The 14,070-nt window shown below is 63.9% G+C and carries 9 protein-coding genes and 1 riboswitch; of the genes, 4 read left to right on the forward strand and 5 right to left on the reverse strand.

The window, feature by feature from the left end:
* Positions 1 to 177 precede the first annotated feature (177 nt).
* The gene (locus NCR37_RS26725; RefSeq protein ID WP_502800600.1) at positions 178 to 975 is read right to left on the reverse strand and encodes a spherulation-specific family 4 protein; all 798 of its coding nucleotides are present in this window, start codon (positions 973 to 975) and stop codon (positions 178 to 180) included.
* 53 nt (positions 976 to 1,028) lie between these two features.
* A riboswitch (cyclic di-GMP riboswitch) is annotated at positions 1,029 to 1,116 on the reverse strand.
* 268 nt (positions 1,117 to 1,384) lie between these two features.
* On the opposite strand from NCR37_RS26725, the gene NCR37_RS26730 reads away from it, so the two are divergent.
* Together NCR37_RS26730 and NCR37_RS26735 are read left to right on the forward strand one after the other, a co-directional pair.
* Positions 1,385 to 2,080, forward strand: coding sequence for a hypothetical protein (locus tag NCR37_RS26730; RefSeq protein ID WP_250475817.1), 696 nt, complete (start codon positions 1,385 to 1,387; stop codon positions 2,078 to 2,080).
* A 298-nt stretch (positions 2,081 to 2,378) separates the two neighbouring features.
* Positions 2,379 to 4,637, forward strand: coding sequence for a two-partner secretion domain-containing protein (locus NCR37_RS26735; RefSeq protein WP_250475818.1), 2,259 nt, complete (start codon positions 2,379 to 2,381; stop codon positions 4,635 to 4,637).
* Positions 4,638 to 4,862: 225 nt separating this feature from the next.
* On the opposite strand, the gene NCR37_RS28455 is transcribed toward NCR37_RS26735, so the two are convergent.
* Positions 4,863 to 6,416: a methyl-accepting chemotaxis protein gene (locus NCR37_RS28455; protein ID WP_284507036.1), complete on the reverse strand. Its 1,554-nt coding sequence runs from the start codon at positions 6,414 to 6,416 to the stop codon at positions 4,863 to 4,865.
* Positions 6,417 to 6,927: 511 nt separating this feature from the next.
* Between NCR37_RS28455 and NCR37_RS26750 the strand changes: the two genes are divergently transcribed.
* Together NCR37_RS26750 and NCR37_RS26755 are read left to right on the forward strand one after the other, a co-directional pair.
* On the forward strand, positions 6,928 to 9,675 hold the full coding sequence (locus NCR37_RS26750; protein WP_250475819.1) for a hybrid sensor histidine kinase/response regulator: 2,748 nt from the start codon (positions 6,928 to 6,930) through the stop codon (positions 9,673 to 9,675).
* Between the two features lie 333 nt (positions 9,676 to 10,008).
* The gene (locus NCR37_RS26755; protein WP_250475820.1) at positions 10,009 to 10,659 is read left to right on the forward strand and encodes a hypothetical protein; all 651 of its coding nucleotides are present in this window, start codon (positions 10,009 to 10,011) and stop codon (positions 10,657 to 10,659) included.
* Between the two features lie 104 nt (positions 10,660 to 10,763).
* Here NCR37_RS26755 and NCR37_RS26760 read toward each other — a convergent pair whose 3' ends face one another.
* The 3 genes from NCR37_RS26760 to NCR37_RS26770 all read right to left on the reverse strand — a co-directional run bounded on the left by NCR37_RS26760 (position 10,764) and on the right by NCR37_RS26770 (position 13,975).
* Entirely contained in the window at positions 10,764 to 11,114 is a 351-nt protein-coding gene (locus tag NCR37_RS26760) for a hypothetical protein (RefSeq protein ID WP_250475821.1), read from the reverse strand.
* 102 nt (positions 11,115 to 11,216) lie between these two features.
* Positions 11,217 to 12,443: an MFS transporter gene (locus NCR37_RS26765; RefSeq protein ID WP_250475822.1), complete on the reverse strand. Its 1,227-nt coding sequence runs from the start codon at positions 12,441 to 12,443 to the stop codon at positions 11,217 to 11,219.
* 455 nt (positions 12,444 to 12,898) lie between these two features.
* The gene (locus tag NCR37_RS26770) at positions 12,899 to 13,975 is read right to left on the reverse strand and encodes an MBL fold metallo-hydrolase (RefSeq protein WP_250475823.1); all 1,077 of its coding nucleotides are present in this window, start codon (positions 13,973 to 13,975) and stop codon (positions 12,899 to 12,901) included.
* Between the last annotated feature and the right edge of the window lie 95 nt (positions 13,976 to 14,070).

Consider the following 14,070-nt stretch of genomic DNA (forward strand, 5'->3'; position numbering starts at 1 on the left):
TCGGCGAGTGACCATGCCCAAACTGCTGCACCGGCCGCGTCCCGCACGTTCGGCGTAGCGACCCTCGAGCAACGGGTCACCGAAGGACGCGTGATTCAGGCATCGCACTGCCGCATCCCTATTGCACAGGCCGACGGCAGTAACGCGACGCCCCACGCCCGCTACGCCGCGCCTCCTTCACTGCGCCGCGGCGTTGGCCACTTCATCGTTCCAATAGGCGGGAAGTCCCTTATAAGGGTTCGGCGCCGTCAGCGACGTCACATACACGCCGCCCGCGCCATGCGTTCTCGCATACGCCAGTACGCCAGGCATTTGCGCCGCGCTTACGTTGTAGACGATGTGCACGAAACGGCTCTTCGGATAAGCCGCTTGCCAGCTCATAGGCTGGAATTTCCCGTAATTCTTGGCGTTGTCCTCGAAGACGACGAACTGGTCCGCCGTCGGCAAGCTCGCGTAGACCTCGGGGATCGTGGTGCCCGGATTGCCCATGACCGAATACGTCGACTTCAGTCCCTTGATGTAGTTATAGACAGACTGATAGAACTGAACGTGCGACGTCTGACTGTCGGAAGTCATCTCATCGATGAAAAAGCCGTCCACGTTATAGAGGCTCACGTACGCATTGATGTCGGCCACGACTGCGGACAAAGAACGATTCGCGTAAGACGTCGATACGTAGCCTATGACCTTTCCGCCCGCCGCGTGCAGCTTGGCGATGGCGGCGGCGTAGTTGGCATCGGCGCTCGTGCCGGGTCCGCTATTCGGATTCAGGATAGCGGTGGTCGACACCCGGCTAGCAGACGCAGTGAGACTGTTCCAGTCTGCCGCGCTTTTGGTCGGGTAGAAATACGACGGCACGACGAGGCTGAGAGACGTGCTCGCCCCGCCCGTGCTGCCTGCCGCCAACACCGCGCCGCTCGTCATGACCGCCGCGAGCGCAGCCCCCAACTTCAAAAACGCCCGATTGAATTGCATTTCGCCTCCTGACACGGGCATTGCTGCCGCCGTCGATTGGCCCGCCGTTCGTGGCGGGCAACTGGCAAACTCACTCGTGGTCACGCGTGAGTCCCTTTAGCTTTGCGTCGCCGGATCACTCCGGGTTTGCCTCGTCGCATTATCGGCTCGGGCGGCGGAATCTTTAGCCGTTTTCGCTTCTTTTTCTTCGCGGCGCAGTCTGGCGTTGAAAGCACGGTCGGCCAAGCTGGGCTTGTATCGACATGCTCTGAAGGAAGAAGCGGCTTTTGCGCTGACGAAATGCCTGCGTGCGGCGTCGCACGCATGCTGCACTTTTTGGATCGGACACTAACCCTACGCTGCTTGCGAAAACGGATTCCCCATCTAACATACGTACAGTACTGCATATCATTTTTGGAGTTAGGCATCGATGCGAAAAATGCCGCCATTCCAGAAACGTATCGTCAGAGCAGCGGCCGTCGCATCGGGCGTCATCGGCGTTGCCCTGATCGGACTGGCAGCGCCGGCTCGCTTGTTCGCGCAAACGGGCGGCGCCTGCATTCCCGTCAATGAACGGACCACCGAGTACGGCTGCTTCGTCCATGCGGAACAGCATCTGCAAGAACTCCCGAACAGGCCGGTTTACTGGCATATCGATCGATTCGCAGACCGTTCATCGGCGCAAGCGGCCAAGAGTACGAACGGTACGGTCGTCGAAATCCTCGGGACGGTCTGGCTTTTCACTATCGCAGGCGAGTCCTGGCGCCCATCGGCGGGAGAACACATCGCCGATGTCGGCCCTCTGACACTTCCCCAGGCCAGCTCCTTGATGGCCACCTACATGGAGGGAAACTTCAGGCCCGGCATGCAATCCACGATCCATCGGCATCCGGGCACCGAAGCGTGGTTCGTTCTCACCGGCGCGCAGTGTCTCGAAACGCCGCATGGGGAACAACTCGGCCGGCCGGGCGCGCCACCCGTGATCGTTCCGCCGGGAGAGCCGATGCTGCTCACCGGCATCGGCAAAGAACAAGCCACTGGCTGGTGCTTATCCTCATGGACGCGACCATGCCGCGAGGATTGCCAGCCGACGACTGGACGCCGAAGCATACGTGCGAACGCTTGAGCATGGAATGACGATCGGGAGCAAAGGGCTCGCAGCAGTCCGTAGTAGACAGTGCACGCAGCGCGAACCGATGGCTCGTCGCTGATGAAACGTCGGACGTTACGTTCAAGGCACATACATCAAGCGGAGAGCCATCAGAAGCGCACACCCGTGCAGAGGACGGGCTTACGCGCGCATTGCATTCTCCTTATCGCGGCCTATGCTTAACGATGCACCCTTAGCTTCGTTGTGCTACGCAACGGGAGGCCTTATGCGCGCTGCGTTCGCTTGTCGTCATCGCCTGTCCCGGCCTGCGGTTGTGATCTTCCTGACATGCGCCTCGCTACCGGTCGCCTTCGCGGCCGGCCCGTTGCCGCAGAACGGCCGCTTCGTCGCGGGATCGGGCGGCATCGCGTCGGGTCCTGATCAGGTCACCATCACGCAGAATTCGGCACGGGGCGTGATCGACTGGAACAGCTTCTCCATCGGCGCGGGCAACAGCGTCAAGGTCAACAATGGCTCCGGCGCCACGTTGTCGCGCGTGACCGGCTCGAACATGTCGACCATCGACGGCAGCCTGAGCGCGACCGGCAGCTTTTACCTCGTCAATCCGCAGGGCGTGCTGATCGGACGGCAAGGCGTCGTCACGACCGGCGGCCGCTTCGTCGCCTCTACGCTCGATACGTCCAACGACGGCTTCATGGCAGGCGGTCCGCTGACCTTGTCGGGCGCGAGCACTGCATCCGTGCTCAATCTGGGCCGGATCAGTTCGAGCGGTGGCGACGTGTTCCTCATTTCCGTTTCTCGCACAGAAAACGAAGGGCGTATCGCTGCACCGAACGGAACGGCAGAACTCGTCACCGGCAAGCAAGTCTTGCTGAAGGAATCGGCATCCGGCACGCAAGTCTTTGTGCAGCCGGGTAGCCTGGGCGATGTCGTCAACGGAGGCACCATTCGCGCCGCGCAGATCCATCTCGAAGCGGCCGATGGCAACGTCTACGCACTCGCCGGCCGTCACGCCGCCTTGCGCGCGACAGGCACCGCCAAGCGCGATGGCCACGTGTGGCTCGTCGCTCGCGAGGGCGATGTACAGCAGCACGAGAGAATCAACGCGCGGAATGGCGACGGCACCGGCGGCACCGTCGATACCATCGGCAAGACAATGGAGTTCGAGCACAGCACGGTGGCGGCGTCGAAGTGGAACATCGGCGTGGGCGAACTGAACGCGGGACCGCACAACGCGGCGGCGCTGTCGCGCAGCCTTTCGAGCGGCACGTCGGTGACGATCAACGCGGACAGGGACATCAATATCGTTTCGGCCCTGCGCTGGAACGGCGCGGCATCGCTCGCGCTGAACGCCGGACATTCGATTCTGATCGGACCCGCCACCACGCTATCGGACACAGGCGCGGGCAACCTGACGCTGCGCGCCGATTCGAAGGGCGTCGACAATCACGGCAGCATCACGAACGCGGGCACCATCGACTGGTCGCGAAGCACCGGTTTCGTCGCGGCGCTCTACGATTCGAATGGTCGGTACACGCCGGGCACCGTACGCACGAACGCCGCGTGGGCCGCCGCGCCGTTCAGCGGACTCAAGACGCAAGTGACCGCTTACCGGCTCGTCAACTCGATCGACGAACTGGAGAACATATCGCAAAACCTCGCTGGCAATTACGCACTCGGGAAGGACCTGTCCTCGAAGGGTTTCTTCACGCCGATCGGTCTGGGCAGCACGACCGGCTTCACCGGCCAGTTCGACGGCTTCGGGCATACGATCGACGGCATCTCGGTCTACACGATCGAGGCCTCGGATTCCCCGCCACTAGGCACCTTCTCGACGATCGGGGCATCCGGCGTGGTACGCAACGTGAACCTGACGAACGCCAACGCTTCGACGGGGGGAACGCTGGCCGGCCTGCTCGCGGGGACATCGGCCGGCTTGATTGCCAACGTCAGCGTCAAAGGGCAGATGTACACCGCGGAGGAAGGCGCCGGAGCCATCGGCGGCGTGGTCGGTGACAACACGGGCACCGTCTCTCGCGCGACGAGCAGCGTGTCGATGTACGCGCAAGGGTCGATGGGCGGCATCGCGCTGTCCAACTCGGGGCTGATCATTCAGTCGTCGTCGAACGGTGACTACTCTGGCGGCTCGCATTCTCACGTGGGTGGCATCGCGGCGGAGAACGCGCCGAACGGGATCATCCGGCAGTCGTATGCGACCGGCACCGGCAGCGGCGTGACGGACGGCGGCTTGACCGAGCACAACGGCGGCAGGATCGAAGAGTCGTTTGCCGCGATGAGCATTCCCCCGGTTCTGCCGCCGGGCGGTACCGGGGGCATCACGTCGACCAACGCAGGCAACGTCGCCAGAGACGTCTTTTGGGACCGCGAAGTGTCGGGCCAGAGCGTCGGTGCCGCTGACGGGACGCCGATCCCGGCAGCCAACGGCCTGACGACCGCGCAAATGAGCATGGCGTCGAGCTTCGGGCCGACGTGGAATTTCGCGCCGGGCGGAGTCTGGACGTTCATCGCGGGCGTATCTCACCCGGTACTGCAATGGCAAGTGGGTAAATAGCGTTTGGCGCAATCGGCCTGTTTGTTCACACAGGCGCCGGTGCGAGTTGGTCACGAGTCGTGAGAGGCCATTGATCGCGCATCGAGTTACGTTTCCGGTACGCGCGCATTCCGATGCAGGCGTGATGCGCCCCTTCTCGTTCGACGCTCGACAAAAAAGGGCGACTGAGAGAGGCGCATGTTCCGCGCCCGTCTTAGTCGCCCTAAGCCGGTCCCTGCTCTACGCTCAGTGCGTCTTGAACGCAGACACCGCCAATCCCAGCCGACGCGCCTGATCGTCGAGCGACGTGGCCGCCGCCGCCGCTTGCTCGACGAGCGCGGCGTTCTGCTGCGTCACGTCGTCCATCTGCGCGACCGCCCGGTTGATCTCCTCGATGCCCCGGCTTTGCTCATGCGTCGCGGCGGAGATTTCGCTCATGATGTCGTTGACACGCTGAATCGACGTGACGATTTCCCGCATCGTGTCGCCGGCCCGACCGACGAGCTGCGTGCCCGCCGTCACCTTGTCGACGGAGGTCTCGATGAGCGCCTTGATCTCCTTCGCAGCCGATGCGCTGCGCTGAGCCAGCGTGCGCACTTCCGTCGCGACGACCGCGAAGCCCCTGCCTTGCTCGCCCGCGCGCGCGGCTTCCACCGCTGCGTTGAGAGCGAGAATGTTCGTCTGGAAGGAGATGCCCTCGATGACCGCAATGATCTCGGCCACGCGAGTCGAACTCTCCGAGATCTCGGACATCGTCGACACGACCTGCCCCACGACTTCGCCGCCCGTTTGCGCGGTCGCTGCCGCGTTCTCTGCGAGTTGAGCGCCCTGGCTCGCGTTCTGCGCGCTCTGCTGCACGGTGCTCGTCAGTTCCGCCAAGCTCGAAGCCGTCTGTTCGAGCGACGCAGCCTGCTCTTCCGTGCGTTGCGACAAGTCGGTATTGCCCGCCGACACTTCGCTCGATGCCGTGCCGATCGAATCGGAGCTCGTGCGAATCTGGGTCATCAGGTTCACGAGATTCGCTTGCATCGCAGCAAGCGCGGCCAGAAGCAGGCCAGGCTCGTCCTGACTGTCGGCTTCGATACGCGCGGTCAGGTTGCCCTTTGCGATGCCGTCGGCGGCATCCACTGCACGGCGCAGCGGAACGCAAATGGCGCGGGTCAGCCAGAGGCCGAGCATCGAGGCCAGCGCCACGGCGATCAACGTGCCGACCGCGAGAACGGCTACCGTCACGGATCGAAGGTGCTGGACTTCATCGCTGCGCTGCGTCAGCAGCGAGGCCTCTGCTTCGCGGAAGTCCCGCAGCGTCGCCCGCATCTCGTCCATCTGCTGCTTGCCGGATTGCGACTTGAAGTTACGCGCGAACTCTTCGAGCGAACCGTTGCCCGCCGCGACCGCGCGGCGCGTTGCCATCATCGGCTCGACGACCGTCGCATACCAGGCACGTTGCTGCTCGCCGAGCACCTTCAGGCGCGCCTGCTGCTGGGCGTTGTCGGCTGTCAGCGAGCGCAGTTGCTCGAAGCGCTCCGCGAAGCGTTGCTTGCCCGAGTTGAGCGGCGCCAGGACTTCGTCGTCGCCGCTCACGGCGAATGCGCGCAACCCGGTTTCCATATTGACGAGCGACAGTGTCGCCTCGTCTGCCGCCTGGAGGACCTTATAGGAGTGGTCATTCCATGCAACCGCTTCGGATAACCGCGACAGGTTGCTGTAGCTCACGCTCGAGAGAAGCACGAGGATCGCCAGCACGGCGCCGAAAGCGAGCGCCAGCTTCTTTGATACCGAGAAATTTCGAATGCTCATAGATAATTCGGTCGTCGGCGTGGCACCCGCCACGCCTGGAACACCGTAGTACGTCCATCGGAGCGCGCATACGCACTTACGCACTTGCTGTCGCATCCCCGTCGCAAGGCCCGTTGTGCTTCGGTTGGGAATGCAGTCCCGTTATCGGCGCGGTCATGCCGGTTCTTTAGCGAATTCGCTTCGCTGAGATAGCCGCTTGGCACGCGGCGCCACGCCTTTGCCAGAGCCAGCAATTGTTACCTCCGGTTCCGCTGATCCATCGCGCCGCTGCTTATGCCTCGAACGGTCGAGGTTCAATCCGAGCCGACGCACGGAAACATTCGCTACCAGCAGCCGACTCGCTGACATCGATGCGTCATCCCGATGTGCGCCTTTCGTCTAAAATGAGCCGTTCCCAGCTGCATCGTGAGTGCGATGCGAGAACCCGCTGACGATCGTTCGAAGCAGTCATGCCCGGACCATCGTCGCATTCTTGAGTTCTAGTAAACGCATGCACGCTAACGAAGACGCATTGACACTTGCATTGCTGGACGCGAACCCCGCCTTGTGCGCGGTTCTCGGGCCAGACTTCTGCGTCGTCGAGGCCAACACGCGGTTCAAGCAACAGTTCGGATGGTGGCCGGCCGGTGTCTGCGCCGAGCCGTTTCTGTCCGTCATACGCGCCAGGTTGCCGTTACCCTCTCGCGACGCCTCTTGTGCGCGGCTCACGTCCGTGGCGACGCAAGCACTCGATGAGCGTCGCGTGGTCAGCACGACCGAAGCGTTAGCGGACGAGTCGGGCGCCGGCGGCATCCGGACGTGGCGCTTCGAATTTCGCCCGTTGGCGAGCGGCGATTCCGCCCCTTCCGCGCCGGCCGTGCTCCTCATCGCGCAGCCGGATTCGCGACCCGCGCTCTCAGAGTCCGAGCGCGAGGCGCCCGACTCCGGCGAGCCCAGCGCTTCAGCGGACCGCCAAGCAACAGCGGGCGACTATAAGCTGCTTGCCGAGGTCATGCCCCTCATCGTCTGGACCGCGCGGCCCGACGGCGCGCTCGATTACTTGTCGAGCGTCGTGTTCCAGCACACGGACCCGGATCAGCACTTGCTCGGGCGCGCATGGGAAGCGCTGCTGCACCCGAACGACCGGGAGAACACGCTGGCGCGCTGGGCGGCATCGGTCGCCAGCGGCACGGATTACCTGATCGACCATCGCTTCCGGCAGACGGACGGCACCTATCGCTGGATGCGCTCGCTCGCGAGCCCCATGCGTCACAGCGACGGCGCGATCGTCCGCTGGGTCGGGGCGACCATCGACGTCGGGAATCCCGGCAATGTCGAGCTGGACCGCATGCGCCTGGAGTCGCGCTATCGCGCGCTCGTGACCGTGGCGAGCGCGGTGGCGTATGTCTGCGATGCGATGGGCCGGTTCGTCGCGCCGCAGCCGTCCTGGGAGCGCTACACGGGGCAGCCGTGGGAAGAGCACCGCGGTTATGGCTGGGCCGAGATGATTCACCCGGACGACCGCGCGACGTCCCAGGCGGCGCTCGACCAGTCGCTTCACACCGACACGCCGTATCGCGCGGACGTGCGCGTGTGGCACGCCGCGTCCTCGACGTTCCGGCGCTGCCAGGTCCGCGCGGCCGGCACTCACGACGAGCAGGGCGAGATATTCGAGTGGGTCGGCATGATCACCGACGTCGAGGAAACGCTGCGCACCGCGCAAAGCCTGCGCGACGAACGTCATCGTCTTCATCTGGCGATCGAAGCCGCCGATATCGGCACGTTCCATTGCCCGCTGCCGCTCGACCGCATCGTGTGGAATACGAAGTGCAAAGAGCACTTCTGGCTGCCGGCGAACGCGGGCGTGAGCATGGACCTGTTCTACTCGCGGATTCACCCCGACGACCGCGACAAGACGCGCGTGGCCGTCGAGCAGTCCGTTACGCACGGCGTTCCGTACGACGTCGAATTCCGGACCGTTTCGGCATCCGGCGAGATCCGGTGGATTCGCGCCAAAGGCGGCACGCACGTGGACGAGCAAGGCCAGCCGCTGCGGTTCGACGGCATCACCATCGACATCTCGCGCCACAAGACACTGGAGTTCGAGCGCGACCGGCTGCTGGCGAACGAGCGCCTGCTGCGCCTCGAAGCGCAACACACGAACCAGCTGAAGGACACGTTCCTCGCAACCGTGTCGCATGAACTGCGCACGCCGCTCAACGCGATGCAATCGTGGCTCTTTCTGCTCAAACAGGAGAACGCGAATCCCGGCCTGACCGCACGCGGCATCGAAGCGATCGCGCGCAACGTGCAGTTGCAGTCGCGGCTCGTCGACGATCTGCTGGACCTGAGCCGCATCGCGGCGGGCAAGATGCTCATCAGCGCGGAGCCGTTCGATCTCGTGCCGCTGCTCAAGTCGGAGATCGGCGACATCGAACTCGCAGCCGGCGCGAAGCGCGTCACGGTGACCACTGATCTGCCCGATACGCTCATCGTCGAAGGCGATCAGATGCGGCTGCGCCAGGTCTTCTCGAACCTGCTCAGCAACGCGCTCAAGTACAACGGACAGAACGGCCGCATCTGCGTGCTTGCGACAAGCAAGAGCAACCGCGTCGATGTGCAGGTCGCGGACAACGGCGCGGGCATTCCGGCTTCTTTCATCGACCGCGTGTTCGAACCGTTCGCGCAAGCGTCGCAGGCGACGACGCGCACCTTCGGCGGACTCGGCATCGGGCTCGCGATTGCGCGCAGCATCGTGACGCTGCACGGCGGCTCGATCACGGCGCATAGCGACGGCGAAGGACGCGGCAGCACGTTCACGGTTCAGCTTCCGCTGGCGTCGGCACAGTGGTCGCTGCAAAGCGCATCCGGCGCGGCGGACGTCGCGTCGTCTTCCGACGAGGCGCTCGCGAGCCTCTCGATCCTGCTCGTCGAGGACGAAGCCGACGCGCGCGAGGCGATGCGCGCCGTCCTCGAATCGGCGGGCGCGGCGGTGCGCGATGCGGAATCGGCTGCCGAAGCACGACAGTGCATTGCGGCGCAAGCGTTCGATGTCGTGCTGTCGGACATCGGCATGCCTCGCGAAGACGGCTACGTGCTGCTGCGATCGTTGCGCGAGGCGGGCTGGACGTTTCCCGCCATTGCCGTGACGGCGTTCGGCAGGCCCGAGGACAAGGCTCGCGCATTGCAGGCGGGGTTCGACCTGCATCTGGCGAAGCCCGTCGATCCCGAAACGCTTTTCAACGCGATCAGGCAAGTGACGGCGACGCATCGCCGGTAGAGCATCTGACTGCGTGGGTGAGACGCAGCGCCGCGTAGGCTGGCGCTGCGTCGGACAATCGAACGCCTTGCGGGCCGCTTCGACGGAAACGAGCCGCCGCCGTAAAACGCGACGATGCCATGCGTCGATGGCGCGTGCAGCCAATGCATGTCACGCTCAACGGGACGTCGACCGCCTTCGTCGCAAACGAAGCGCCGGATACAACCCGAGGCGGACACGCGATCACGCGACCTCAAGATTGTTCGAGCGGCTCCGTAAACACAAGTATCAGAAGACATCGGCGCGTCGCCCATCCAGCGCGACGCGTTCTCCTCCAAGGAAGCTCTCGCAATCATGAAGTTCTTGCTCGCTGTCGCGGCAGGCGCCGTCGCGCTCTCCGCCCCGCTCGTTCACGCAAGCGAAATCTATGGGCAGATCGGCACCGAAGGCGCCGGCATTGGTTTTTCACAGCCGCTCGGCAGCCGCGACAACGTGCGCGCCGAGTTCAACGGCGTGCAGTTCTCGCGCAGCTTCAGTTCAGGCGATCTGCATTACGACGGCACCGCGCATATCTATCACGGCGGGCTCTACCTCGACTTCTTTCCCGCGCCGGACACCGTGAGCTTCCGGTTCACGGCGGGCGCGCTGATCGGCAACGACAACGTCGATGCCACCGCCACCAGCCCGAGCGGCACCTACACGATCAACGGCACGCCGTATTCGACGCTCGGCGAAAGCATTCACGCCAGAGCCCGCTTCCCGACGGTGCGGCCGTATCTCGGCATCGGCTTCGGCCATACGCCGGTGGCGCAAAAGGGCTTTTCCGCTTTCTTCGATGCAGGCGTCGCCTATGGCCGTCCGCATGTCAACCTCGACGTGCCGGCCGATATCGTTGCCGAAGCCGGCGCGGCGAACATCGAAGCCGAAGAGCGCAGATTGCAGGACAAGGCGGACAAGCTGCGGTTTTATCCGATCGTCAAGGTCGGCGTCACGTATCGGTTCTGATACGTGACGGAGGGTCGTGGTGGCGGGATCGTTCGGCCGCTGCGAAACGTCGCGCGCCTTAAACGGCGGCGATGGACTCGTGCGGTTTGCGAGAGCGTCTTGATCTAGCCCTGCTTGTCGCGGTCTGGCGGCGTGGGCGTGGCTGCGTCGATGGTGCGGCCACCGGCCCGCTGAAGCGCGGCCTCGACGTCATGTGCGCGGGCTTCATCGACGCGCGCAGTCAATATGTAGCGCGACACCTCGCCCTGATGTCTGAAGCGCCTGTCGTATTCCTCTTCCGTACCGAGCGATGTCACGCTGTCGCCCGCCAGAAAATTGCCGCGCACAGGACCCGCTTCGTCCGCTTGAAACGCGATATCCACCGCGTCCGCTTCGACGCCCGCCTTTAGAAGCGCTTCGCGCGCCTGCTCGGTTTCCTCAAGAGACCGAAACACCCTTGCAATCGTCGTCTCCATGTTCCTCTCCTGTCGGCTTCATGGTGACGCAATCGGCGTGCCGCAGACGGTGTTCTCGCTCGCGAAAGTCCCCGCCGCGATCCCAGCCGAACCGATTGAACGTCAGTCGAGCGACGGCTTGGCCGCCATCGCCATGCCCGAGCGCCCCAGCGCCGTCACGCGATGCAACGTCACGAGGCCGAGCACCGCCAATACGGCGCCGAGCATGAAGTCGGTTTCCACGCCCGCATGGTCGACGATCGCGCCGCCCACGGCCGACCCCGTCGCAATGGCCACCTGAATGATGCTGACGAACATTGCGGAGCCAGCCTCCGGATAATCGGCCGTCCCGCTTTGAATCCACACGCTGAAGCACAGCGGCAGCGCGCCGAACGCAATGCCCCAGATCAGCATGGCGGCAGTCTCGCCGATGTGCGAATGCCCGAGTAGCAGCATCGACATGATCGCGGCGAGAAGCAGCACGATCATGGCCCCGACGGATTTGACGAGATGTTTCGCCACGATCATCGACATAAGCGCGTTAGAGAAGAAGCCGATGATGCCGAAGCCCAGCAGCAGCAAGGTGATGGCATTCAGCGAGAAGTCCTGCTCCAGCAACGGTGCGATATACGTGTAGGTCGAAAAGTGCGCGCCGAAAGCGAACGCGACCATCACCATGCTGAGGCGCGCCTGCGGCCGCGCGAGCAGCGCCCGGAAGTCTTGAAGACGCAGCGCGGACGCGGACGGCAGTCGCGGCACGAGCAGCGCCTGAGCGATCAGCGCGACCGCGACGAGGCCCGCCGTCGCTGCGAACGAAAGGCGCCACGAAGCGAACGATGCAATGAAGATGCCGAGCGGCACGCCGATGACCGTGGCGAACGTCACGCCCGTGAGAATGATCGCCGTGGCTTTCGCCGCATCGTTGCCTTGCACGAGTCGCGGGGCCGCAGCCGTCGCGAGCGTCCAGAATCCGCCGAGCGCCGCGCCGAGCAACGCGCGACCCACGAGCATCGTGACGAGGCCGGGCGCCATCGCGCAAACGACGTTGGAGACGAAGAGCACAGCCGTGAGCAGCAGAAAGACGTATCGACGGTCCATGCGGCCCGCGCCGACAAGCAGCGTCGGGGCGAAGATGGCGGCCATCACGCCGGGCGTCGTCACCATCAGGCCCGCGACGCCCGGACTCACGCCCAGGTCGTGCGCGATCTGCGGCAGCAGGCCGACCGGCAGGAATTCCGCCGTCACGAACGCAAACGCGCTGACTGCGACGGCAAGCACCGCAAGCCACTGACGCAGCGTGGTTGCGTGGCCGTTCGATGTTCCGGAGTTCGTAGGGGTGTCGAGGTGCATGAGGATCGAGACGAATAGGGAGCAACGCTTCGGCGTAGCGTTCGACATCGAACGGCCGGCGCGACGAATGCCACACTGTAGGGGTATACGCGATCACGAAAAAGGCCGGAGCCTCGAATTGACAATCCGGGGCAGGCGAACAATCGCGCGTGGAATTTCAGGCGGGGCCTAGGCGTGCGGCTGGTGATAGCGCGCGTAGCGTGCAGACGGCCTCGCTGCCGCTGGCGATCTGACCGAATAGGGCGGTTCGTCCGTCACGTTTTTACTGACGTCTCGCATTGTGAACGAAGCCATGTCTTCTTGCGTCGGATGTCGCCTTCTTGTGAGCGATCGAGCCGCAGAAAGACAAGGTTCGTCGAACGTAGGACTTCAGTGGGGGCAGTTGGGTACCCCACGGGCGGCACGCTCATTAGCGTGTCGCACTCAGTAGGCGGGGACTCGGACCGGCGCGCCCTTCAAGTGCCGCCCATGTAAAACTCATCGCGGTTATTGCCGCTCGTTCGAATGCAGATCGGCGACCGATACAGCGGCTCGGCATACTTCGTCCCCGGCAGTTCGTCGCGTATCTTCGTGAAGAGCGGCGCGAGGCCGTTGTCGAGCCACAAACCCCAGATCGCATCGTGATGATCGGGCAGGAAGAGCTTGGGCTTGAACAACTGGAGATGCTGGAACGTGAAGCTCAACTGCGTTTCCGCGATCGGATGCGGCGTCCACGGAAAGATGCCGACATCCACGCCCGGCGCCACGCTCGTCGCGAGCTGCAACTCTTCGGGGCTGGGATTGCTCACGCTGTCGAACCACACGATCTTGAAGCCGTTCGGAAACGTGAACGTGAAGCCCATCGTGCCTTGCGTAACGATGTTCGGATCGCTCGATCCGCGCGCCGAAACCGCATCGTGTTGCTGCTGCTCGGCGGCGGTCAGCGGTGGCGCATCGAGTGCGTAGAGCGCGGCGAGCTGAGTCGTCAATCCGGCTTCGATCGTGCTGTGAATGATGTGCGTCGGGCTGATGCTGATATCGCCATACGTGAACTTCTCGGTATTGTTGCCCGTCACCGTGGTGGTCTGCGCGACGGGCACGCCGAGCACCTGGGCTTCCTTCGTCGTAATCGCGGAGCCGATGACCTGTGCCTTCGTCTGCGCCGCGACCGCAGCGACATCGCTGATGTGATCGGAATGCGCGTGACCGATCAGAATGACGTTCGCCTTCTGCACCTGCGACACGGTGAAGCCGAGCGGAGCCGTGCGCGCGGGCCGCTCATAGTACGTGTCCATGATGACGACCACGCCGTGATACGCGAGCTCGTAGTTCGCGGTGCCGAGCCAGCGCAGCACTGCGGTGTCGCCTTGCGGCAGCGGCCCGCCTTGCGATGCGGGAACGAGACTCTGACACGCGGGATCGGATGCGAGCGGCGCGTCCGCCGCGTTGGCCGGCGTGATGCCGGAATCGTGGTCGTGACCGCACGCGGATAGCAACGAAGTCGATGCAATCAGCGCCGCGATCAATGTTCGCAAATGGCCAGCCCTTCTCATGACATGTCTCCTTGGTGGACTACCGACAGAAAACCTGAATCCTCGGGTCATGCGAAAGCTGGCTTCGAAACGATACTAGTCCCCGAGAAACGCGC

It is taken from the genome of Caballeronia sp. GAFFF1, from assembly GCF_023630705.1.
GTDB lineage: Bacteria > Pseudomonadota > Gammaproteobacteria > Burkholderiales > Burkholderiaceae > Caballeronia.

Bases quoted from the DNA above. Each gene is read 5' to 3' on its own strand.
- NCR37_RS26725 (WP_502800600.1), bottom strand. From the start codon at position 975: ATGCAATTCAATCGGGCGTTTTTGAAGTTGGGGGCTGCGCTCGCGGCG.
- NCR37_RS26730 (WP_250475817.1), top strand. From the start codon at position 1,385: ATGCGAAAAATGCCGCCATTCCAGAAACGTATCGTCAGAGCAGCGGCC.
- NCR37_RS28455 (WP_284507036.1), bottom strand. From the start codon at position 6,416: ATGAGCATTCGAAATTTCTCGGTATCAAAGAAGCTGGCGCTCGCTTTC.
- NCR37_RS26755 (WP_250475820.1), top strand. From the start codon at position 10,009: ATGAAGTTCTTGCTCGCTGTCGCGGCAGGCGCCGTCGCGCTCTCCGCC.
- NCR37_RS26760 (WP_250475821.1), bottom strand. From the start codon at position 11,114: ATGGAGACGACGATTGCAAGGGTGTTTCGGTCTCTTGAGGAAACCGAG.
- NCR37_RS26765 (WP_250475822.1), bottom strand. From the start codon at position 12,443: ATGCACCTCGACACCCCTACGAACTCCGGAACATCGAACGGCCACGCA.
- NCR37_RS26770 (WP_250475823.1), bottom strand. From the start codon at position 13,975: ATGAGAAGGGCTGGCCATTTGCGAACATTGATCGCGGCGCTGATTGCA.